Raw genomic sequence first — 19,291 nt, forward strand, 5'->3', positions numbered from 1 at the left:
CGGCCGGACGACGGCGGGCCCCGGTGATGCCGATTCGGGGCCCGCCGCCGTGTCCGCCGTCGTTCTTCCGGGGTGGCGCACCGTCACCCCACCCCGTTCGCCCGTGCCCTCTCGCGCAGGGTGCCGGGCGCCAGTCCCAGCCGGGACTCCGCCGTCTCGAGGACCAGCTCGCCCACCAGCAGGCCGCCCGGGAGCGGTTCGCCCTCCCCGGTGCCGGTGTTGCTGTACGTTCCCATGCCGTCGACGGCCATGAGGATGTGCAGCGCCGCCCGGAGCGGGTCCTGTGCGGCGAGTCCGCCCTCCTCGATCAGCGCGGCCAGCGCGCCGCGGTTCAGCGCCTCCTGTGCGGCGAGGGCCCGGCGCAGCGGTTCCTTGAACCGGCTGAGGTGGCGGGCGTTGAGCCACAGCCGGCTGAGGTCGTCGTAGTCGCCGCCGGTGAGCCGGACGAGGAAGAGCGCGAGCCGGTCGAGCGGCGGCAGCGGTTGCTCCGTGTGCGGCAGCAGTGAGTCCCGCTCCACCGTCGCGGCGTGCGTGAACGCCTCGGCGACCAGATCGTCGGCCGCGGGGAAGTAGTGGCCGATCAGTGAGGGCCGCACCCCCAGTTCCTCCGCGATGCGGCGCAGCGTGATCAGCTCCAGCCCTTCCGCGAGGGCGACCCGGGCCGCGGTCCGCACGATCTCCGCACGGCGTTCCTGCGGCGGCTTCCGGATCCGCTTGGGCCGGTCCTCGTGTTCGCCGTGTTCCTCGTGCCGAAGTCTTGACGTCATACACCCGGACTCTATTGGATTGGCGCCCAACAGCTAACTGGGCAACCAGCCAATAAGGTGGGGTCACCTTCGTCCGAGAGGCCACGATGACCACACAGCAGACAGCACGTGCAGGTCAGCCGGAGACACGGGGCATCGACCTCGTCACCGACCAGGAGCGCTCCGGACGACCCCGCCAGCTCTTCGCCGTCTGGGCCGCGCCCAACGTCAGCTATCTGAGCTTCGCCATCGGCGCCTCGCTGATCCTCACGGGACTCTCCCTGGCCCAGGCGATCGGCGTCATCCTGACCGGCAACCTGCTGTGGATACGCACCGGCATCCTGGCCGCGAGGGGCCCCGCCGCCGGAACGAGCGGCTCGGTCATCTCCCGGGCCTTCTACGGAGTGCTCGGCAACAAATGCGTCCTCGTGGTGACCGGCTGGCTGATCGCCTCCGCCTATCTGGCGCTCAACTGGTCGGCCGCCTCGGTCGCCGGCATCGGCCTGGCCAGGCAGTGGGGTCTGCCCGACTCCTCACCGCTGGACGCCCTGGTCATCTGCCTGATCGCAGCCGTCACCCTGCTCGTCGCGATCTACGGCCACGCCACCATCGTCCGCCTCTACGCCGCGCTGAGCGTCCTGCTCACCGTCGTGTTCGTCGTCGTGACCGGCTACGTGCTCGCCTCGGCCGACTGGACGCACACCACAGCCGCACCGCTGCACGGCACCTCGCTCGTCGCCGCACTCAGCGGCGGCTTCACCCTCATCGGGTCGACCGCGCTCTCCTACAACAACAGCCCCGACCTGGCCCGTTACCTGCCCCGCGGCAGCTCCGTCGCGGCCGTGGCCGGGTGGACGGCGTTCGGCGCCTACCTGCCGGGTGTCGTCTTCACCTCGGTGGGCGCGCTGGCGGCCACCGGCCTGGACATGTCCGACCCGCAGGCGGCGCTGGAGTCGGTCCTGCCGGCTTGGTTCGTCCCGTTCTTCGTGCTCGCCGTCGTCTTCAACGCCGTCGCCAACAACGGGATGACGGCGTACAGCGCCGGCCTCTCCATCCAGTCGGTGGGGGTGAAGCTCGCCCGCATCCCCGCGGTCCTGGTGATCGGCACCCTCGGTACCGCGATGACGCTCTACGCCATCCTCGTCTTCGACTTCCTCACCAGCGTCAACACGATGCTCCAGCTCGTCGTCGTGATCACCGGCCCGGCCATGGCGGTGGCCGTCACCGACCTGGCCCTGCGCCGCAACCGGTACCACGGCGAGCAACTGCTCCAGCAGCAGCGCGGCGGCCCGTTCTGGTACCGCGGCGGCGTCCACTGGCCGGGCATCCTCGCCCTGGTCACCGGCGGCCTCGCCTCGCTGATGTGGGCGAGCACCACCTTCTGGACCGGTCCGGCCGCCACCGCCGCGGCCGGTACGGACCTTGCCATTCCGGCCGGTATGGGCGTCGCCGCCCTCGTCTACTGGGGGCTCGCCCGGATCCTGCGTACCGTCGGTTCCACCGACCACGACCCGGAAGGCAGGACCCCGTGCACGCCGATCTCCTCCTGACCGCCCGGCACATCGAGACGCTGGGCCGCGACCGGCCCGGTCAGGCCCTTGCCGTCACGGACGGCCGGAGCGCCGCCGTGGGCACCGCCGACGAGACCGCGGCCCTGCGCGGACCCGCCACCGTCGTCCACGAGTTCCCCGGCGCCACCGTCCTCGGCGGCGACGTCCGACTCCACCCCGCAAGGAACAGCTGATGCCCACCATTCCCCGCCCCGGCCACCGCCTCCACATCACCGTCTCGGCCACCGACCCGTACGCGCGCGGCGTGGCCCGCGGCGAGCGGCTGCGCGACGGCATTCCCGCCGCCCTCGACGTCTACGGCCGGCTGTTCGCCCTCGGCGGCATCACCCCGGGCCGCGTACGGGACGACGCCGAACGCACCCTCGACGTGATCGCCGGCTTCCACCCGGCGTCCCGCGCCGAGATCGCCGGCATCGCACACGGAGCCGGAGTCGAGGAGTGGCAGGTCGGAGCCCTCAACGCCCGCACCGAGATCCTGGCCCGCTCCAGCGCCGTCCCGCCCGGCGAATGCACCACCCTCGTGAGGCGGCACCCCGACGGCCGCACCTTCGGCACCCAGACCTGGGACTGGCACGTCGAACTGGTCGACCACTGGCACACCCTGGAATCCAGCGGCGGCCGGCACGCCGTCGCCGCCCTCACCGAACACGGCATCCTCGGCAAGATCGGCGTCAACAGCGCGGGGCTCGCCCTGCACTTCAACATCCTCGGCCACGTACAGGACGTCGCCGAGGGCGTTCCCGTGCACGTTCTCGCCGCCGTGGTCCTGTCCGAAGCCGGCAGCGTCGCCGAAGCCGTCGCCCTCGTCCGCTCCGCCCCGCTCACCTCCTCCGGCTCCTTCGCCCTCTTCGACGCGGCGGGGGACGCGGTGCTCCTGGACCTCAGCCCCGTCGGCGTGCACGAGATGCGCCCGGACGGGCGCGGCATGCTGCTGCGCACCAACCACTTCCTCACCCCCTCCCTCACGCCCGGGGAGAAGTCCTGGCTCTACCAGCCGGACTCGTGCGCGCGCCGCGACTTCGTCGCCGCCCGGCTGGCCGGCTCACCGGAACTCCCCGACGACACCGACGCATTGGTGTCACTGCTGGTCACCGGGCCGGGTGAGCCCCCGGTCACCTGCCTTCCGGACCCTTCCGCGCCGCTCGGCCGGCACTGGGCCGGTCTCGCCACGGTCACCCTGGAGCCGGCCACCCGCACGGCCCGCGTGCTCGACGGCACGCCCGCGGACCTCGGCACCACCGACTGGCGCGTCCTGACGGCGGCACCCTGAGCCGCGCCTGGGTGTGCTGCCCGGACAGCACACCCAGGCCGTCGGCCACGAGAGGATCGTGATTGTGACCGATGAGCGGGGCACAGCGAACGCCGGAGACCGGGAGGCGGCGGCCGGCCCGCGAGCGGGTGCTGGCCGCAGCGGAGCGGCGCTTCTCCACCGACGGCGTGACGGCGACCGGTATCGACACGATCACCGCCGAGGCCGGCGTGGCGAAGATGAGCCTCTACAACAACTTCTCCTCAAAGCGGACCTCGTCCGGGCATACCTGGAGATGCGGCACGAGAAGTGGCTGGCTCAGTACCGCTCCCGTCTCCAGCGGGCCAAAACGCCCCGCGACGGCGTGCTGGCCGTCTTCGGCAGCTATCTCGACAGCGCCGCGTCCGCCGGCGGGACCGGCTTCCGCGGGTGCGGGCTGCTCAACGCCGCCGCGGAACTGCCCGACGGTGACGAGGGGAGAGCCTTGGTGCGCCGGCACGAGGAGGAGGTCGAGCATCTGCCGGCCGGGCACCTCGCCGAGCTGCTGCCCGACCGGCCCGACACCGCCCGGACCACGGCGGAGCACCTGGCCTTCCTGCTGGAGGGCGCGGTCACGCGCGCCGGTCCGGAGGGTGACGCCACCCGTCTGCGGCGTGCCCGCGCCATGGCGGCCCGTCTGCTGGACCAGTTGTGACCGGGCCGGCCGTCTCCCGGCCGGCCGCGGTTCACGCCTCTTGCGCGGGGCGGAGTCCGAGGCGGCCACGGGTGACCGCCAGCAGTACGAGGGCCGCTGTCGCGGAACCGAGCAGGAAGGCGTGGTCGATGTTCCCGGGGTCGACCGACGGGAACATCTCCGACCAGGCCACGCTGTTGAAATTGTTCACGCTGGTGTGCAGGAGCATGACCAGCGGCATGCTCTCACCGGACCGGTTGAACACATAGGTCATCACGAAACTGAAGGCGACGACGGTGACGACGAATTCCACCGGCTTGACGCCCCCGTTGAGCGATCCGCCGCCCCAGTCGGTCAGGAAGAGCGGCAGGTGCCAAATCCCCCACAGCACACCGACGATCAGGGTCGCCGTCACCGGCCCGTGGCGGCGCTGCATCCGGGGCATGGCGAATTCCCGCCACCCGGGCTCCTCCGCGAGCCCGGTGGTGACCATTTGCAGGACGAGTCCCGGCAGATAGACGGCGAGCACCGCGGCAGGCGGCATCACCGGCTCCTGGCCGGTCACCGCGCTGGTGGCCAGCGCCAGCGCGGCCGGGACCGAGACGATGACGACCGCGTACCAGCCCCAGCCGACACGGAAGCGGGTCATCCGGCTCCGCCACACCCGCAGACCGTGACGTCCCTCGGTCACCGTGGTGACCAGCAGGGCGGATGCGATGGGACCGAGATAGGCGCCGGGTAGCACGCCGAGCAGCTGGCTTCCCAACTGGCCGCCGGGAAAGGTGAAGTGCCATACGCCCGTCCCGTTCCCGGACAGGATGTAAGGGGTCCAGGCCGCCCAGCTGAGGGCGAAAGCGAGCGTGAAGAACCATGACAGGGGCCGCCGCCGCACGGAGGCCCGCATTCTGCTTTTCTCCGTCTTCCGGTCGTGTTCCGCAGGGGCGTTCCCGGAAGCCGGGGGTATCGCGTGGGTGGGGTGATGCGCGGACACCGCATTTCTCCTTCGCTGAAGCTGTCGCCAGGTGCCTCAGCACATCACCCGCTGTTTTCGGGCGCATTGCAGTGCGCCCCCCACTTCGGGTACAGCAGGCTGTACGCGAAACTGCCGCCGAGCGCGTACCGGCTGCCCTGTAGGGCGGCCCGGCAGGTCCGAGGCGTCTCTCGTGCGTGGGACCGGAAGGAGCCGGCGAGTGCCGTTTTGCACCGGCGGAGTGAGCCCCGGGGGGAGTGGCGGGACGGGAGCTGAGGCCGGGGCGGCCTCAGCGTCCGTGCCGTCTCATTCGGCGGACAGGCCGATGCGGGACCGCAGCCGGTGGAAGATCTCGCCGAGCCGGGCCACCTCTTCCGGGGTGAGCGCGTCGAAGACCAGGCGCCGTACGGCACGGACATGGCCCGGCGCGGCCCGCTCGATGGCGGTCTGTCCCGTCCCGGTGATGCGGACGAAGGCGCCGCGGCCGTCGTCCGGGCACTCCAGCCGCGAGACGAGTTCCCGTTTCTCCATCCGGGCGACGTGGTGGGACACCCGGCTGCGTTCCCACTGCAGCGACGCCGCCAGGTCGGAGATCCGGACGCGCCCTTCGGGGGATTCGGACAGTACGGCGAGCACTTGGTAGTCCGGGTTGGACAGCCCGGCCTCGGCCTGCATCTCGCGGTTGAGCGTTGCCAGCAGCTCCGCGTCGAGGTGCAGCCACTCCCGCCACATGCGCTGTTCGTCGTCGTTCAGCCAGGGGGTCTCGTTCGGCTCGGCCACGCGGCCAGCCTAGCAGTTAGGTGATATGTCACCCACGACCGTGGCGGGTAGGTGATGCGTCATGTATCGTTCGCGGCAGGTAGGTGACACGTCACCAATCGCCGCGCCGACGGCCCCGAGGGGCGCCGAAGCGCAGGGTCGCGGCGCAAACACCGCCGCGGCGCGGCAAGTGCAGTGCATGGCCTGACATCCCGTCAAGCAACGGCAGGGGAACTCCATGACTGACCCGAAAGTGGTACTGATCACCGGCGCGAGCAGCGGTATCGGGCGCGCCACCGCACTGCGTCTCGGCCGCGAGGGGCACCACGTCGTCCTCGGCGCCCGCCGTACCGGCCGCCTCGCCGCACTGGCCGGCGAGATCCGGGACGCGGGCGGCAGCGCCGAGGCGCACCGCCTGGATGTGACCGACCCGGCAAACGTCACCGCCTTCGCCGACATGGCCGTGGAGCGGCACGGCCACATCGACGTGTTCGTCAACAACGCCGGGACCGGTCCCCTCTCCCGGCTGGACGCGCTCCTGACCGACGAGTGGGACCGGACCATCGACGTCAACATCCGCGGTCTGCTGCACGGCATCGCCGCCGCGCTGCCGCACTTCCAGCGCCGGGGCGCCGGCCACTTCGTCACCATCGCCTCCGTCGGGGCCCACGAAGTCATGCCCATGGGCGTCGTCTACTGCGCCACCAAGTACGCCGCCTGGGCCATCACCGAGGGCCTGCGCCTGGAAGCCGACCCGAGCATCCGCGTCACCACCGTCTCCCCGGGGATCGTCGAGTCCGAGATCGCCGGCACGATCACCGAACCGGCCACCAGGGAGGCCATCCGCGTCTACCGCGAGGCGCCCATCCCCGCCGACGCGATCGCGGCAGCCGTCTCCTACGCCATCGGCCAGCCGTCCGACGTCGACGTCAACGAACTCGTCATCCGCCCGGCCGGACAGCGCTAGCGGCCCCGGGCGCCGGCCGCCGCGAAGCCCACGGGCCGGCCGTCCCGGCGCCCCGGCACACGCCCGTGGAACGCCCCATCCCCCACCATGTGAGGAGCTCGTGCATCGTGACCGTGCCACTCGGCCTCGGCCTTCCCCAGAACCACCAGTACGACGTCGGCAGGGACGTGCCCGAGGTGGCACGCACCGCCGAGCGGATCGGATACCGGAGCCTGTGGGTCTACGAACGGGCCCTCTTCCCCCGGCCGATGACCCAGGGACTGTTCGGCATCCCCGGCAGGCCCTGGCCCGACAGCTACCGTTCCGTGGCCGAACCACTGGTCACCCTCTCCCTGGCCGCCGCTGTCATTACACGGGCCCGGCTGGGCACGTCCGTCCTGGTGGCGCCGCTGCATCTGCCGTTCCAGCTCGCCAAGTCCCTCGCCACGCTCGACGCGGCGAGCGGCGGCCGGGTGGTCGCGGGCTTCGGCACGGGCTGGTCCCTCGACGAGTACGCGGCGGCGGGCGTGCGGCCCTTCGAGCAGCGCGGCCGGGTGCTGGACGAGGTGATCGAGGTCTGCCGGGCGGTCTGGGGCCCCGACCCGGTGAGCCACGAGGGAGCCACCACCCGGATCGCACCGTCCGTGGTCGGCCCCAAACCCGTCCGGCCCATCCCGATCCTGCTGGCGGCGGGCAACCAGCGGGCCCTGCGCAGACTCGTCGACCACGCCGACGGCTGGCAGCCGCTGGCCGTGGGCGCCGAGGAGACGGCCGCACAGTGGCGGCAGCTCCAGGACCTGGCGGCCGAACGGGGCCGCACCGCACCGATCCGCACCGTGCTGCGGGTCAACACCGCCTACACCCCCGAGCGGTACGAGGGCCGCGACCGTGCCCTCTTCCAGGGCGACGCCGGCCAGATCGTCGACGACCTCGCCCCGCACGCCGCGATCGGCTTCGACGAGATCATCGTCGACCTCCAGCAGGGCGCGCGTGACGCCCAGGAGCTCAAGGAGGTCGCCGCCGAGGTGTATGAGAAGGTGCGTGCGGCCGGGATGTGAACACCGGCCCGTTCACGCGTGACACGGCCGGTGACGGCGCCGTCGGCCCGGCCCCGGCGCCCGCCGCCGGGCCCGGCCCCGGGCCTTGGTGCTCTCCGGCGGGCGCCCGGCGTGTGTGGCGCGGATCACAGAGAAAGGAAAACCTGTGCTCCCGCCCGGGCGTCTGGCGGGTGTGGGATCAGACAGGAGAGGACCGGGCCAGGTGGACGAGGAACGTCTCGTCCGCCTCGTGGCCCGCGGCGACCGTGCCGCGTTCGAAGAGCTGTACCGGCGCACATCACCGTGGCTCGCCGTGCGGCTGCGCCGCCGCTGCGCCGACGAGCAGATCGTCGCCGAGGTCATGCAGGAAACGTATCTGGCCGTATGGCGCGCGGCGGGCGCGTTCGCGGGCACATCGGCGGGCGGATCGGCGGCCGGCTGGCTGTGGACGATCGCGGCACGCCGCCTCGTCGACGCCTTCCGGCGCAGAGCTCACCACGCCGAACCGCCCGTGGCCGCAGCCGTCCCCGGCACGGCACCGGCGGCAGAGGACGAAGCACTCGCGGCGACCGTCTCCGGCGACGTCGGGGACGCGCTGCGCTGCCTCGCACCCGAGCTCAGACAGGTGCTGCAGGCCCTGGTGCTCGACGGACTGTCGGTACGGGAGGCCGCCGTCCTGCTGGGGCTGCCCGAAGGCACGGTCAAGACCCGGGCCCGCCGGGCCCGGATCGCGATGCGAAAGGCGCTGACATGAGCGAGCAGCACGCGTCGATGCGGCTCATCGACGCATACGCGCGAGGGGACACCGGAATCCCCACGGACGAGACGTGGGCGCTGGAGGCGCACTTGGAGGCGTGCGGAGCGTGCCGGGAGCGGCTGTCGGCCGCCGTCGCGGCACAGGGCCCCGCCGTGACGGACCTGCTCGACACCGTGTGGTCAGCGCTCGAACCGCAGCTCGCGGCCACGGAGCCGGCACCGCGGCGACGGCACCGGCCGGTGTGGCTGCGGGCCTGGCTGACGCCGGTGATGGTGCCGTGGCTGGCCATGGTCGCGAGCGTGACCCTCCTGGCGCTGCTGCTCGACCTGGGCGGCCCCCGCTTCGGCGAGGTGTCACCGGTGCTGCTGCTCTCCCCGGTCCTGCCCGTACTGGGGGTCGCGGCCTCGTGGTCGCGGGGCCTGGACCCGGCGTACGAACTGACCGCCTCCGCGCCCCGGGCCGGACTCCGCCTGGTGCTGCGCCGCACCGCGTCCGTGCTCGCCGTGACCGTGCCCGTGCTGCTGGCGGCCGGGTGGGCGACAGGCGTGATGGTGGCCCAGTGGCTGCTGCCGTGCCTGGCCTTCACCTCGGCGACCCTGGCGCTGGGCGGGCTCATCGGTGTGACCCGCGCGGCCATCGCGCTCGTCGCCGTATGGGCCGCGGTGATCGCCGCGCCGGCCCTCGCCGCCGGCCGGACGGGCTCCGCTCTGGAAGCGGACGGTCTGCCGGTATGGGCACTGATCCTCGCGCTCGGCACCGGCGTCGTGATCGCCCGGAGGAGCGCGTACACCGTGCTGGGGGACCAGCGATGACCAGCGGAAGGGAACAGCACATGACGCGCGCGGTGAGCGCGGCCGACCTCGCGCCCACGACCTACGCCTGGCAGGTCAGGACGACCGGGCTGAAGGTCCGGGTCGGCAGAGGGCGGATGGCGGTCGACGGACTCGACCTGACGCTGGGCACCGGCGTCCACGGCCTCCTCGGCCCCAACGGAGCGGGCAAGACCACCCTCATCCGCGCACTGGCCACCGTGCTGCGGCCCGCCGCCGGCAGCCTCGAACTGCTGGGCGAGACTGTGGGCGGCGTGGCGGACCACCGCGCGCTGCGCCGCCGGATCGGCTACCTGCCGCAGGAGTTCGGCTACTACAAACGCTTCCGCGTGCGCGAGTTCGTCGAGTACATGGCCTGGCTCAAGGAAGTGCCCAAGGCGAAGATCCCCGAGGCGGTGCAGCGCGCCGTGGAACGCGTGGGACTGGCCGACCGCGCCGACGAGCGGATGAAGGCCCTCTCGGGCGGCATGATCCGGCGGGCCGGCATCGCCCAGGCGATCGTCAACGACCCGGACGTCCTGCTGCTGGACGAGCCGACGGTGGGTCTGGACCCCGCCCAGCGGCTGCGCCTGCGCGAACTGCTCCAGGAACTGGGGCTGGACAGCTGCGTGGTCGTCTCCACCCACCTGGTGGAGGACGTCGCCGCCGCCTGCACCGACGTGGTGCTCTTCGCCGAGGGCCGGCTGGTCTTCCAGGGCACCCCGGAGCAACTCGCGGCTGCCGGCGGCCCCGAGCACGTGGGCGACAGCCCCCTGGAGCGCGGCTACTCCGCGCTGCTGGCCGGCCCCGGCCGGAACGGGGGTGCCTGGTGAACAGCCGTGTGCTGCGAACCGAACTGCGGCGCTCCGTGGCCCTGTGGGCGGGGGCGGTCGTCCTGGTGTCGGCGCTCGCCTTCCTGTACCTGATCCCCGGCCCGTGGAGCAGGGGGACCGTGCGATGGACGGACCAGTGGACGTCCACCGCCATGTGGACCCGCAGCCTGCTGGTCTACCTGTGGCCCCTGGCCATGGGAGCGGGCGCGCTCCAGGGGCTGCGCGATCACCGATCCAAGGTCTCCGAGCTGCTCTCCAGCACGCCGCGGCCCGCCTGGCACCGGGCCGCCGCACTGGCCGCCCCCACGGCGCTCACCCTCGTGGCGGCCTTCGCGCTGCTCGTCGGGGCGGGCGGCGTGCGGGTGCTCGCCGGTACGGCGTACCCGCACCTGGGCTGGCTGCCTGTCTCACTGGTGGGGGCGCTCGCCCTGGCCGCCGGCGCCGTACTGGGGATGGGCGTCGGGCGGGCGCTGCCGTCCCCGCTCACCCCTCCCGCACTGACTGTGGGTGCCTTCGTGTGCGTCAACCTGCTGCGGGCGTTCGACGACGAGGCCGTGCCCACGCCCTCGGTGCCCAACCGGCTCTCGCTGCTGTCCCCGGCGGTCTCCCAGATGCGCCAGGCGCTGCTCACCCTGTCCGGCCCGGTGCACCTCGGACAGACGCTGTGGCTGCTCGGCCTGGCCGCCAGCGGATTCGCCCTGCTGGCCGCCGCCACCCTGCGCGGCCGGCTGCTCGCCCTGGCACCCGTCCTGACGGGCGCGGTGCTGGCCCTCCTCGTCCTGCCCTCCGACCCGCGCCACACGTACGTCGTCGACGAAGCCGCCGCGGCCATGGTGTGCGAGGGGCCGGTGTGCGTGACGAAGGCACACCGGGCACGGCTCGACGACATCGCGGGCCCCGGCAGGAAGGCACTGGCCCTCATGAAGGAGGCCCTGGGAGACCGGGCCCCGGACAGAATCCGCGAGAGCACCGAGCCGCGGGCACTCGGCGACACACCGCAGCGGTCCCGCACGACCGTCTTCGTCGAATTCGACGACGGGCTGCTCGCCGGCGCCCGGGGCCAGGAGCTGACCAGGGCCCTGCTCGCCGAAGGCATGGCGCCGTCCTGCTTCCCCCGCAGCGAGAACGAGAGCGGCACGCTGGCCGACATCGCCACGCAGAGCATCGCGGCCGGCTGGGTCCTCGGCGAACTCGAACCCTTCGACGGCACCGCCCACAAGCCGGGTGACCAGCGCGAGATCGCCCGCCCCGTGTGGGACAAGCTCAAGGCTCAGCCGCGGGCCGAGCAGCGCTCGCGGATCGCCGCCATGCACGAGGCAGCGCTGACCTGCAAGGGAGACACGCTCGCCGTGCTGTCCGGCGGTACGTCCCGATGAGATGGCTGCTGCTGTACGCGCGCTCCCGGCAGATGCCCGCATGTCTTGCGGTCGTGGTGGTCAGCGCGGTGGCCGGATGGGCCGCGAGCCGGGTCGGCAACGGGACGTCCGGCGATCCCCAACTGGCCGCCCTCACCCTCGCTGCGGGCGCCACGGCGGTCTCCGTGGGGCTCGGCGGGCAGGACACCGCGCTGGACCGCACGGCCGCGATCCGCTGGGCGCCCCGCAGGGCCGCGCACGTGCTGCTCGGGGGAGCCGTCGTGGCAGCGGTGCCGCTGGCGGTGCAGACGATGGGTGACGACCTGGGCACCACCGCGTTCCTCGTCCGGGACAGCGCGGGGCTGATGGGACTCGCCGCGCTCGGAGCCGCCCTGTGCGGCGCGCAGTTCGCGTGGGCGCTGCCGGTCGCCTGGCTCTCGTTCTCGCTCCTGCTCCCGCCGCCGGAGAGCCTGCCGATGCGGGTGGCGGCCTGGCTGGTGCTGCCACCCGGCGCGGCGGCCGGCACCTGGACGGCCGCCGCCCTGACAGCAGCCGGCACCGCGGCCTACGCCCTCGCGGGCCCCCGGCGCTGAAGGCGCCCGGTGGCCCCTGCCGTACCTTCGGCCGGGGCCACCGGGCCCGCTGCCGGACTCAGGACGCCGGACAGTCGGCCTCCGCGTAGACGACCAGCGTCAGTTCCGGCTGCCCCGCGGGATGGAAGGCCGTGTAGACGAACTCGGTGATCCCGCGGCCCGGGGGCCGAAGCCGTTTCCGCCCGCTCTGCTGGGCCTGTACGTCGTACCGCGGCCACCAGGCCCGCACGTGAGGGCTGTTCGCGTGCAGTTCGTCGATCAGCCGCGTGAACCGGGGATCGCCGGGGCGGCGTCCCGCCAGCGTACGGAGCCTGGCGAGCAGCCCGCGCGCCTCCACCTCCCAGTCGACGACGATCTCGCGGGCCGCGGGTTCGAGGAACGTCCAGCGCAGGAAGTTCGCGGGTCGGTCGGCCGTGCCGTCGAGGTCCGGGAACAGTTCCCCGGCCGCCTGGTTGCGGCTGAGCACGTCGTAGTTGTCGGCGATGAGGTAGGCCGGCTGCGGCTAAAGCAGCCGCGGTACGGCCGCGATCTGCGCGGCGAGGGGCTCGTCGTCGACGGGCTGGGCGGCCGGTGCGTGACCTGCGAGCCGGAAGAGGTGGTCCCGTTCGTGGCGGCCGAGCCGCAAGACCGAGGCCAGGGAGCCCAGCACCTGCTCCGAGACGCGGATGTCCCGTCCCTGCTCCAGATACGTGTACCAGGTGGCGCTGATCCCGGCGAGCAGCGCCAGTTCCTCCCGGCGCAGCCCGGGGGTGCGGCGCCGGCCGGTGTGCGGCAGCCCCACCTGGTCGGGGGTGATCTGCTCCCTGCGGCTGCGCAGGAACAAGCCCAGTTCACGACGCTGGTCTTCGGGGTGCTGCATGAGTCGGTGCCACCTTCGGTTCCAGAATAAGCAGGCTCTGTATACCAGGCTGCGCCTGCGGAAGACTCCGGGCAGGGACGCCGCGAGATCGTCCCGGCCGCCGGCCAGTGGCCTCGGCGGCACGGCACCACGAGACATCGGAGCAACAGTGGAATCAGCCCCAAGGACGGACGCGGCAGGAGCGCAGGCCTGCGACAAGGTGGTCGCCGTCACCGGCGCCGGCAGCGGCATAGGCCGGGCCACCGCGCTCGCGCTGGCGGAGCGCGGGGCGGCGGTCGTCCTCGGCGCCCGCCGCGGTGAGCGCGTGAGGGGACTCGCCGCCGACATCCGCGCACGCGGGGGCCGCGCCGTCGGCGTACCGACCGATGTGCGGCGGCGCGAGGACCCTGCCCGCCTCGTCGAGACGGCACTCGACGCCTTCGGCAGGCTGGACGTGCTCGTCAACAACGCATGTGTGGGGCCCCTCTCCCCGCTGGCGGAGCTGCGCGTCGAGGAGTGGGACGAGATGATCGACGTCAATCTGCGCGGTGTCCTGTACGGCATCGCCGCCGCGCTGCCGGTCTTCCGCCGGCAGGGGGCGGGCCACGTGGTCACGGTGGCGTCGACGGCCGCGTACCGTACCGTTCCCCGGCAGTCGGTGTACGCCGCGACGAAGACGGCCGTGCGCACGGTCTGCGAAGGGCTGCGGCAGGAGGTCGGTGACCTGCGCGTCACCGTCGTCTCGCCGGGGTTCGTGCACACCGACTTCGTCCACGCGGTCGCCGACCCGGCTTCCGCGCCGAGATGCTGGCCCGCCGTGACGCCATGGCACTGGATCCCGTGTCGATCGCGGAGGCCATCGCCTACGCGATCGGCCAGCCGGAGCAGGTCGACGTCAACGAGATCGTGGTCCGCCCCGTCGCCCAGCGGTGACAGCGGCGCCCGGCGCCCCCGGCCGGCCGCAGGCGCGAGGCCCGCTCGCGCCGTCGCGCCGGGGGCGGGAGGCGACGGGCGGCGGCCTCACGGCTGCGCGTGCCGCGGCAGGGTGAGGATCTCGGCTCCGTCGTCGGTGATGGCGATGGTGTGCTCGCTGTGCGCCGTCCGGCAGCCTGTCGCACTGCGCAGCGTCCAGCCGTCTTGGTCGGTGACGAGTTCATCGGTGTCCGCCATGATCCACGGCTCCAGTGCCAGCAACAGCCCGGGGCGCAGTTTGTACCCGCGGCCGGGCCGTCCGGTGTTCGCGACGTGCGGGTCCTGGTGCATCGTCGAGCCGATGCCGTGCCCGCCGAACTCGGTGTTGACCGGGTACCCCGCCTCGCTGAGGACGGTGCCGATGGCGTGGGAGATGTCGCCGATGCGGGCGCCGGGCCCGGCCGCGGCGATCCCCGCGGCCAGCGCGCGCTCGGTCGCGCTGATCAACGCGACGCTCTCCGGCGGCTTGGCGTCGCCCACGAGGAAGCTGATGGCGGCGTCCGCGGCGACTCCGTCCAGGAGGACGGCGAGGTCGAGCGTCAGCAGATCGCCGTCGGCCAGCGTGTAGTCGTGCGGCCGGCCATGCAGCACGGCGTCGTTGACGGCCGTGCAGATGTAGTGGCCGAACGGCCCGCGGCCGAAGGAGGGCGCGTAGTCGACGTAGCAGGACTGCGCTCCCGCCTCGACGATCATCTCCTTGGCCCAGCGGTCGATCTCCAGCAGGTTCGTGCCGGGGACGCTGCGGCTCTTCAATGTGTGCAGGATGTCGGCGACCAGGGCGCCCGTGGCTTTCGCGCGGGTCAGCTGGGTGGGGGTCAGAATCTCGATCACGGAGCGTCCTTCTGCGGTGGTGGCCAATAACAATACCGGCCATACTATACCGGTACTAGAATCGGCGTCATGGTCAGGTTGCCGCTCACTCCCGCAGAGGTCGAACGCGGACAGCGCCTCGGCGCGCTCCTGCGTCGCGCCAGAGGAGAGCGCTCGATGCTCGACGTCGCGCTCGCCGCACAGGTCTCACCGGAGACCCTCCGAAAGATCGAGTCGGGCCGGGTCGCCACGCCCGCCTTCCCGACCATCGCGGCGATCGCCGATGTCCTCGGCCTCTCGCTCGACGCGGTGTGGGCCCAGATCAGCAGGCCCGAGGGCGCCGCCGCGCCGGCCGCGGCCGGCCGCGACGCACCTGAAAAGCTGGCCTCGTAGAACCTCCCCCGCCGGGGAGGGGGGCCGCCGTCATACGAGCCGGACCAGCATGGTGCCCAGCACGAGGACCAGCAGGGCGACATACCCCCACGCGTGGAGGCGGTCGGGGATGCGCGGCGGCCTGCGGCGCAGGAGGACGACGACCGGGATGGCACCGAGCAGGAGCAGCCCGGCCGCGCCGAGGTCGACGGAGCCGACGGTGAGCATCCCCGCACCGGTGCCCGCCGTGTGGTTGGCGGCCAGGAACGCGACGCACGCCGGAAGGCTGATGCACAGCGTGAGGGGGTTGGCGAGGGTTGCCGCGATCTGCATCGGCAGCCCCGAGCGGCGCAGCAGCGGCACGGTCATGACGCTGCCACCGACGCCGAGGAACGAGGCGAGCGCACCGATGGGGCCGCCGGACGCGGCCGGAATGGCGAACGTGTCGCTCCCGCGTGCGGCGGGGGCGTCGGGTGCGGGGCGGAGGAACCCGGGGCGGGCCAGCACATCGGCGATCGTGACGGCCAGGTAGAGGACGAAGCCCCAGGCGATGATCCACTCGGGGGCGAAGGTCGCGGCGATCGCCCCGACGAGTCCGCCGGCGCCCAGCAGCGCCAGCAGCAGGGTGGTCCCGCGCAGACGGGCGAGCACGGTGCGCGGTGTGGCCAGGGTGGCGACGGCCGCGTTGACGACCATCACCACCGAGGAGGTTGCCACCGCGATGGTCGCGGAGGCGGCGCCCGCGGCGGCGTCCACCCAGAAGATGACGGGGACGGTGACGAAGCCTCCGCCGAAGCCGAAGAGCACGGTGGTCAGGCCGGTCAGAATTCCGATGACAAGAAGAACAGCGACACTCACCGAACCCATTGCAGTCGAGAACGCCACGGGCCGACAAACGAATCTCGTACGGAAACCATCGAGAAACGGCCGTAGGCTGGTCTGGTGCGCAACGTCTCCCTCGCCGAGTTCGACCACCTCCCCGCCGAGGTGCTGCCGATCGCGACCGACTACCCGCCGGACTACCTGCTGGTATGGCACGAGCACCGGCGTGCGCAGTTCCTCTACGCCGCGACCGGCACGATGCTCGTCGAGACCGACGAAGGGGCATGGACGGTGCCCGGCGAGCGCGCCGTGCTCATTCCGCCGCGCGTCCGCCATCAGGTGCGGATGCTGGACGTACAGACCTCCAGCCTCTACATCGAGCCGGCCGCGGTGCCCTGGTGGCCCGGCACCTGCCGCGTCGTCGAGGTCGCTCCGCTGCTGCGGGAACTGCTCCTGGACGCCGCCGAACTGGACGCCGACTACGGTGACAGGAGCCGGGACAGCGCACTCGTGGCCCTGATCCTGGAGGAGCTGGCCACCCTCACCGAGGTGCCCTTGCATGTGGCGCTGCCGCACGAGGAGCCGTTCTCCCGGCTGTGCCGCGGCTATCTCGCACACCCCGACGTGGCGGTGAGCAACACGGACTGGGCGCGCACCGCCGCGATGAGCGAACGCGCCTTCACCCGCCGCTTCCGCGAGCTGACGGGGATGAGCCCCGCGGCCTGGCGGGCGAAGGCCCGGCTGCTCGCCGCGATCCCGCTGCTGCGCCACAAGACCGTCACCGAGGTCTCGGCGCTGCTCGGCTACGCGTCCCCCGCGGCGTTCACCTACGCCTTCGGCCGCGCCTTCGACGTGGCCCCCTCGTCCCTGAGACGGTGACCTGCGCCGGGCGAGGGGGCGGACTGCCCCGCGCCCCGCACGGGAGGGCGGACAGCCCTGCGCCCCGCACGGGAGGGGACGGTCAGTCGGCGCCCGGTCCGGACGCTTCGCGGGAAGGCCGGTCCCGGTCGATGATCCCCTCGACGATGCGCAGCAGCCGTTCCGCCGTGCGGTCGATGCTGCCGTTCTGCGTGCTGACCTGCGCCCCTTCGAGAACGAAGGTGATCTCGGCCGCGGCCTCCTCCGGCTCGGGCAGTCCGGCCCGGGTGCACATGGCCACCAGGCGCCGGGTCTGGAGGGCCTTGTGCTGCTCGATCACCTGCCGTGCGGGGTGGGCGCGGTCGGGGAGTTCGGCGAGTGAGTTGATGAACGGGCAGCCCCGGTACGAGAGCGCCGGCAGCCCGTCCGCGATGAAACGGGCCAGGGACAGGATCTGCTCCCTGGGCCGGTCCGGGTGGTCGGCCTCGGCCCGGTCGAAGGCCGCCTGGTAGTCGGCGGCGAGGATGCGCAGCCACTCCGCGACCAGCGCGTCCTTGGTCTCGAAGTGCCGGTAGACCGCCATCTTGGTGGTCTCGGCCTTCTCGGCGATGGCCTGCACGCTCACCCGCCGGATCCCCTCGCTCTGGAAGAGCTCTTCCGCCGCGTCGAGGATGCGTTCCCGGGGCGGCAGCTTCGCCACCCTGCCCGGCCTGCTGGCGGTTGCTGTCATCCCTGCTCCCTGACGTCCGGTCGGTGGTGGCTCCCCGGCCTGTTACGGTACCAGGCAGTTCCACGCGATACCGTTCGGTATCACACGGGACTCATTGGTATCGACCTTCGGGAGTGACGGTGAACGTTGCCGAGTACGCGTCGTTCGACGCGGTCGGACTTGCACAGCTGGTGGCCGAGGGGGAGGTCACCCCGGCCGAACTGGAGGGAGCCGCACGCGAGGCCGTGCGCCGGGTCAACCCGCGGATCAACGCCGTCGTGGAGACCTGGCCGGCCCAGGACGAACCGGCCCCGGGCAGCGCACCACTGGCCGGAGTCCCCTTCCTGATCAAGGACATAGGCGTCTCCATGGCAGGACGGCGCTCCGAGCTGGGCAGCCGGCTCGCCGCCGGCCACGTCGCCCACCTCGACTCCTTCCTGATGACCCGCTTCCGGCGCGCCGGGCTCGTGACGGTCGGCCGCACCGCCGCACCGGAGCTGGCCTACAGCACCACCACGGAACCGGTGCTGTACGGCGCCACCCGCAACCCCTGGGACCTGGAGCGGAGCGCCGGCGGATCCAGCGGGGGAGCGGGCGCCGCCGTCGCCGCCGGGGTGGTGCCGCTCGCGCACGCCACCGACGCCGCGGGCTCGCTGCGCATCCCCGCCGCCTGCACCGGCCTCTTCGGGCTGAAGCCCACCCGCGGCCGGGTCTCCGCCGGCCCCGACTTCGACGAGGTCTTCAACGGCCTCGCCGTACAGGGCGGCATCAGCCGCACGGTCCGCGACAGCGCCGTCCTGCTGGACCAGATCCGCGGCCCGGAGCCGGGCGACCCGTACTGGGCCCAGGAGCCCGCACGCCCGTACGCGGAGGAGGTCACTCGGGACCCGGGCTCCCTGCGGATCGGCGTCCTGGCCCAGGCGTGGGGCGGACTGCGCACCGCCGCCCCGGTGGCCGAGGCCCTCTCCCGCACCGTGCGGCAGCTCGCCTCCCTCGGACACCAGGTGGAGGAGGTCCAGGTGGATCTGGGCGTCGGCTGGGACGAGTTCGTCCTGGCCGGCGCCCACCAGTGGACGGCGAACCTCGCCGCGTCAATCGACGAACTCGCAGCCGCGACCGGCCGGCCCGTCGACTCCTCCACACTGGAGCCGCCGGTCCTCGCGAGCTACCACTACGGCCGTGAGGTCGGCGGCACCCAGTTCGTCGCCGCTCTCGCCCTGCGCAACCGGGTCGCCCGCAGCCTGGGACGCTACTTCACCGGCCACGACGTGCTGCTCACCCCGACCCTCCCGGAGCTTCCCGTACCCCTGGGCACCCATGCCGAGGGCGCCGAAGAGCTGGACGGCCTCGGCTGGATCCGCCGGATCTTCGAGATGTCGCCGTTCACCACCGTGTTCAACGTGGCGGGCACACCCGCCATGTCCGTCCCGCTGGCGGCCGATGCGGAGACGGGGCTGCCGATCGGTATGCAGTTCGCGGCCGGCTACGGCCGGGAGGACACCCTCTTCCGCCTCGCCGGCCAGCTCGAACAGGCGCACCCCTGGTCGGACCGGGTCCCGCCGCTGTGGGCGGGCAACCCCACGGGGCACTGACGACCGTCGCCCGGCCAGGA

Annotated in this window: 19 protein-coding genes and 3 pseudogenes; 15 read left to right on the forward strand and 7 right to left on the reverse strand. The window is 72.7% G+C overall.

All coding sequences use genetic code 11. The annotated features are described in order from the left end of the window. Positions 1-83: 83 nt before the first annotated feature. On the reverse strand, positions 84-767 hold the full coding sequence (locus IO40_RS0107165) for a TetR/AcrR family transcriptional regulator (RefSeq protein ID WP_016471705.1): 684 nt from the start codon (positions 765-767) through the stop codon (positions 84-86). Between the two features lie 86 nt (positions 768-853). Here IO40_RS0107165 and IO40_RS0107170 point away from each other — a divergent pair, with 86 nt between their 5' ends. The 4 genes and pseudogenes from IO40_RS0107170 to IO40_RS33255 all read left to right on the forward strand — a co-directional run bounded on the left by IO40_RS0107170 (position 854) and on the right by IO40_RS33255 (position 4,260). Beyond that, positions 854-2,296 (forward strand): purine-cytosine permease family protein, encoded by a 1,443-nt coding sequence (locus IO40_RS0107170; protein WP_016471706.1) that lies wholly within the window; start codon positions 854-856, stop codon positions 2,294-2,296. Beyond that, positions 2,275-2,490, forward strand: coding sequence for a hypothetical protein (locus tag IO40_RS0107175; RefSeq protein WP_016471707.1), 216 nt, complete (start codon positions 2,275-2,277; stop codon positions 2,488-2,490). Before IO40_RS0107170 ends, IO40_RS0107175 begins: the two co-directional genes overlap by 22 nt. Continuing rightward, the gene (locus IO40_RS0107180) at positions 2,490-3,587 is read left to right on the forward strand and encodes a C45 family autoproteolytic acyltransferase/hydrolase (protein ID WP_031175076.1); all 1,098 of its coding nucleotides are present in this window, start codon (positions 2,490-2,492) and stop codon (positions 3,585-3,587) included. Before IO40_RS0107175 ends, IO40_RS0107180 begins: the two co-directional genes overlap by 1 nt. A 71-nt stretch (positions 3,588-3,658) precedes the next feature. After that, positions 3,659-4,260 (forward strand): annotated as a pseudogene (locus tag IO40_RS33255) (TetR/AcrR family transcriptional regulator). A 31-nt stretch (positions 4,261-4,291) separates the two neighbouring features. Here IO40_RS33255 and IO40_RS0107190 read toward each other — a convergent pair. Both IO40_RS0107190 and IO40_RS0107195 read right to left on the reverse strand, forming a co-directional pair. Next, positions 4,292-5,143, reverse strand: a complete 852-nt coding sequence (locus tag IO40_RS0107190) for a CPBP family intramembrane glutamic endopeptidase (protein ID WP_016471710.1) — start codon at positions 5,141-5,143, stop codon at positions 4,292-4,294. Positions 5,144-5,515: 372 nt separating this feature from the next. Continuing rightward, complete coding sequence (locus tag IO40_RS0107195) at positions 5,516-5,989, reverse strand: MarR family winged helix-turn-helix transcriptional regulator (RefSeq protein WP_016471711.1); 474 nt, start codon at positions 5,987-5,989, stop codon at positions 5,516-5,518. A gap of 217 nt (positions 5,990-6,206) precedes the next feature. Here IO40_RS0107195 and IO40_RS0107200 point away from each other — a divergent pair, with 217 nt between their 5' ends. The 7 genes from IO40_RS0107200 to IO40_RS0107230 all read left to right on the forward strand — a co-directional run bounded on the left by IO40_RS0107200 (position 6,207) and on the right by IO40_RS0107230 (position 12,298). After that, positions 6,207-6,935, forward strand: a complete 729-nt coding sequence (locus IO40_RS0107200; RefSeq protein WP_016471712.1) for an SDR family oxidoreductase — start codon at positions 6,207-6,209, stop codon at positions 6,933-6,935. 107 nt (positions 6,936-7,042) lie between these two features. Continuing rightward, entirely contained in the window at positions 7,043-7,972 is a 930-nt protein-coding gene (locus IO40_RS0107205; protein WP_031175077.1) for an LLM class F420-dependent oxidoreductase, read from the forward strand. Positions 7,973-8,201: 229 nt separating this feature from the next. Beyond that, positions 8,202-8,705 carry an RNA polymerase sigma factor gene (locus tag IO40_RS0107210; RefSeq protein ID WP_041968721.1) on the forward strand — a complete coding sequence of 168 codons (504 nt, stop codon included), beginning with the start codon at positions 8,202-8,204 and terminating at the stop codon, positions 8,703-8,705. After that, positions 8,702-9,520, forward strand: a complete 819-nt coding sequence (locus IO40_RS0107215; protein ID WP_030407281.1) for a zf-HC2 domain-containing protein — start codon at positions 8,702-8,704, stop codon at positions 9,518-9,520. Before IO40_RS0107210 ends, IO40_RS0107215 begins: the two co-directional genes overlap by 4 nt. Continuing rightward, positions 9,517-10,350 (forward strand): ATP-binding cassette domain-containing protein, encoded by an 834-nt coding sequence (locus IO40_RS0107220; protein WP_030407280.1) that lies wholly within the window; start codon positions 9,517-9,519, stop codon positions 10,348-10,350. Before IO40_RS0107215 ends, IO40_RS0107220 begins: the two co-directional genes overlap by 4 nt. After that, positions 10,347-11,726: a hypothetical protein gene (locus tag IO40_RS0107225; protein ID WP_031175078.1), complete on the forward strand. Its 1,380-nt coding sequence runs from the start codon at positions 10,347-10,349 to the stop codon at positions 11,724-11,726. Before IO40_RS0107220 ends, IO40_RS0107225 begins: the two co-directional genes overlap by 4 nt. Beyond that, on the forward strand, positions 11,723-12,298 hold the full coding sequence (locus IO40_RS0107230) for a hypothetical protein (protein ID WP_031175079.1): 576 nt from the start codon (positions 11,723-11,725) through the stop codon (positions 12,296-12,298). Before IO40_RS0107225 ends, IO40_RS0107230 begins: the two co-directional genes overlap by 4 nt. 58 nt (positions 12,299-12,356) lie before the next feature. Here the strand turns inward: IO40_RS0107230 and IO40_RS33260 are convergent. Next, positions 12,357-13,157: pseudogene (locus IO40_RS33260) on the reverse strand (helix-turn-helix transcriptional regulator). A 148-nt stretch (positions 13,158-13,305) separates the two neighbouring features. Between IO40_RS33260 and IO40_RS33265 the strand changes: the two are divergent. Continuing rightward, positions 13,306-14,069 (forward strand): annotated as a pseudogene (locus tag IO40_RS33265) (SDR family oxidoreductase). 87 nt (positions 14,070-14,156) lie between these two features. Here IO40_RS33265 and map read toward each other — a convergent pair. Further along, positions 14,157-14,939 carry a type I methionyl aminopeptidase gene (map, locus tag IO40_RS0107245; RefSeq protein WP_030407277.1) on the reverse strand — a complete coding sequence of 261 codons (783 nt, stop codon included), beginning with the start codon at positions 14,937-14,939 and terminating at the stop codon, positions 14,157-14,159. A gap of 69 nt (positions 14,940-15,008) precedes the next feature. Here map and IO40_RS0107250 point away from each other — a divergent pair, with 69 nt between their 5' ends. After that, positions 15,009-15,311 (forward strand): helix-turn-helix transcriptional regulator, encoded by a 303-nt coding sequence (locus IO40_RS0107250; protein ID WP_031175080.1) that lies wholly within the window; start codon positions 15,009-15,011, stop codon positions 15,309-15,311. Positions 15,312-15,341: 30 nt separating this feature from the next. Here IO40_RS0107250 and IO40_RS0107255 read toward each other — a convergent pair whose 3' ends face one another. Then, the gene (locus IO40_RS0107255; RefSeq protein ID WP_199813903.1) at positions 15,342-16,148 is read right to left on the reverse strand and encodes a sulfite exporter TauE/SafE family protein; all 807 of its coding nucleotides are present in this window, start codon (positions 16,146-16,148) and stop codon (positions 15,342-15,344) included. 84 nt (positions 16,149-16,232) lie between these two features. Between IO40_RS0107255 and IO40_RS0107260 the strand changes: the two genes are divergently transcribed. Further along, complete coding sequence (locus IO40_RS0107260) at positions 16,233-16,991, forward strand: AraC family transcriptional regulator (protein ID WP_030407274.1); 759 nt, start codon at positions 16,233-16,235, stop codon at positions 16,989-16,991. 82 nt (positions 16,992-17,073) lie between these two features. Here the strand turns inward: IO40_RS0107260 and IO40_RS0107265 are convergent, their stop codons facing one another. Further along, entirely contained in the window at positions 17,074-17,700 is a 627-nt protein-coding gene (locus tag IO40_RS0107265; RefSeq protein WP_016471725.1) for a TetR/AcrR family transcriptional regulator, read from the reverse strand. A gap of 119 nt (positions 17,701-17,819) precedes the next feature. On the opposite strand from IO40_RS0107265, the gene IO40_RS0107270 reads away from it, so the two are divergent. Further along, on the forward strand, positions 17,820-19,271 hold the full coding sequence (locus IO40_RS0107270; protein ID WP_016471726.1) for an amidase: 1,452 nt from the start codon (positions 17,820-17,822) through the stop codon (positions 19,269-19,271). The last annotated feature ends 20 nt before the right edge of the window (positions 19,272-19,291 follow it).

This window comes from Streptomyces albus subsp. albus, from assembly GCF_000725885.1.
GTDB classification, from domain to species: Bacteria; Actinomycetota; Actinomycetes; order Streptomycetales; family Streptomycetaceae; genus Streptomyces; species Streptomyces albus.

Excerpts from the sequence above, each read along its gene's own strand:
- IO40_RS0107165 (WP_016471705.1), bottom strand. The coding sequence starts at position 767 with ATGACGTCAAGACTTCGGCACGAGGAACACGGCGAACACGAGGACCGG.
- IO40_RS0107170 (WP_016471706.1), top strand. The coding sequence starts at position 854 with ATGACCACACAGCAGACAGCACGTGCAGGTCAGCCGGAGACACGGGGC.
- IO40_RS0107180 (WP_031175076.1), top strand. The coding sequence starts at position 2,490 with ATGCCCACCATTCCCCGCCCCGGCCACCGCCTCCACATCACCGTCTCG.
- IO40_RS0107190 (WP_016471710.1), bottom strand. The coding sequence starts at position 5,143 with ATGCGGGCCTCCGTGCGGCGGCGGCCCCTGTCATGGTTCTTCACGCTC.
- IO40_RS0107200 (WP_016471712.1), top strand. The coding sequence starts at position 6,207 with ATGACTGACCCGAAAGTGGTACTGATCACCGGCGCGAGCAGCGGTATC.
- IO40_RS0107215 (WP_030407281.1), top strand. The coding sequence starts at position 8,702 with ATGAGCGAGCAGCACGCGTCGATGCGGCTCATCGACGCATACGCGCGA.
- IO40_RS0107220 (WP_030407280.1), top strand. The coding sequence starts at position 9,517 with ATGACCAGCGGAAGGGAACAGCACATGACGCGCGCGGTGAGCGCGGCC.
- IO40_RS0107230 (WP_031175079.1), top strand. The coding sequence starts at position 11,723 with ATGAGATGGCTGCTGCTGTACGCGCGCTCCCGGCAGATGCCCGCATGT.
- IO40_RS0107250 (WP_031175080.1), top strand. The coding sequence starts at position 15,009 with ATGGTCAGGTTGCCGCTCACTCCCGCAGAGGTCGAACGCGGACAGCGC.
- IO40_RS0107265 (WP_016471725.1), bottom strand. The coding sequence starts at position 17,700 with ATGACAGCAACCGCCAGCAGGCCGGGCAGGGTGGCGAAGCTGCCGCCC.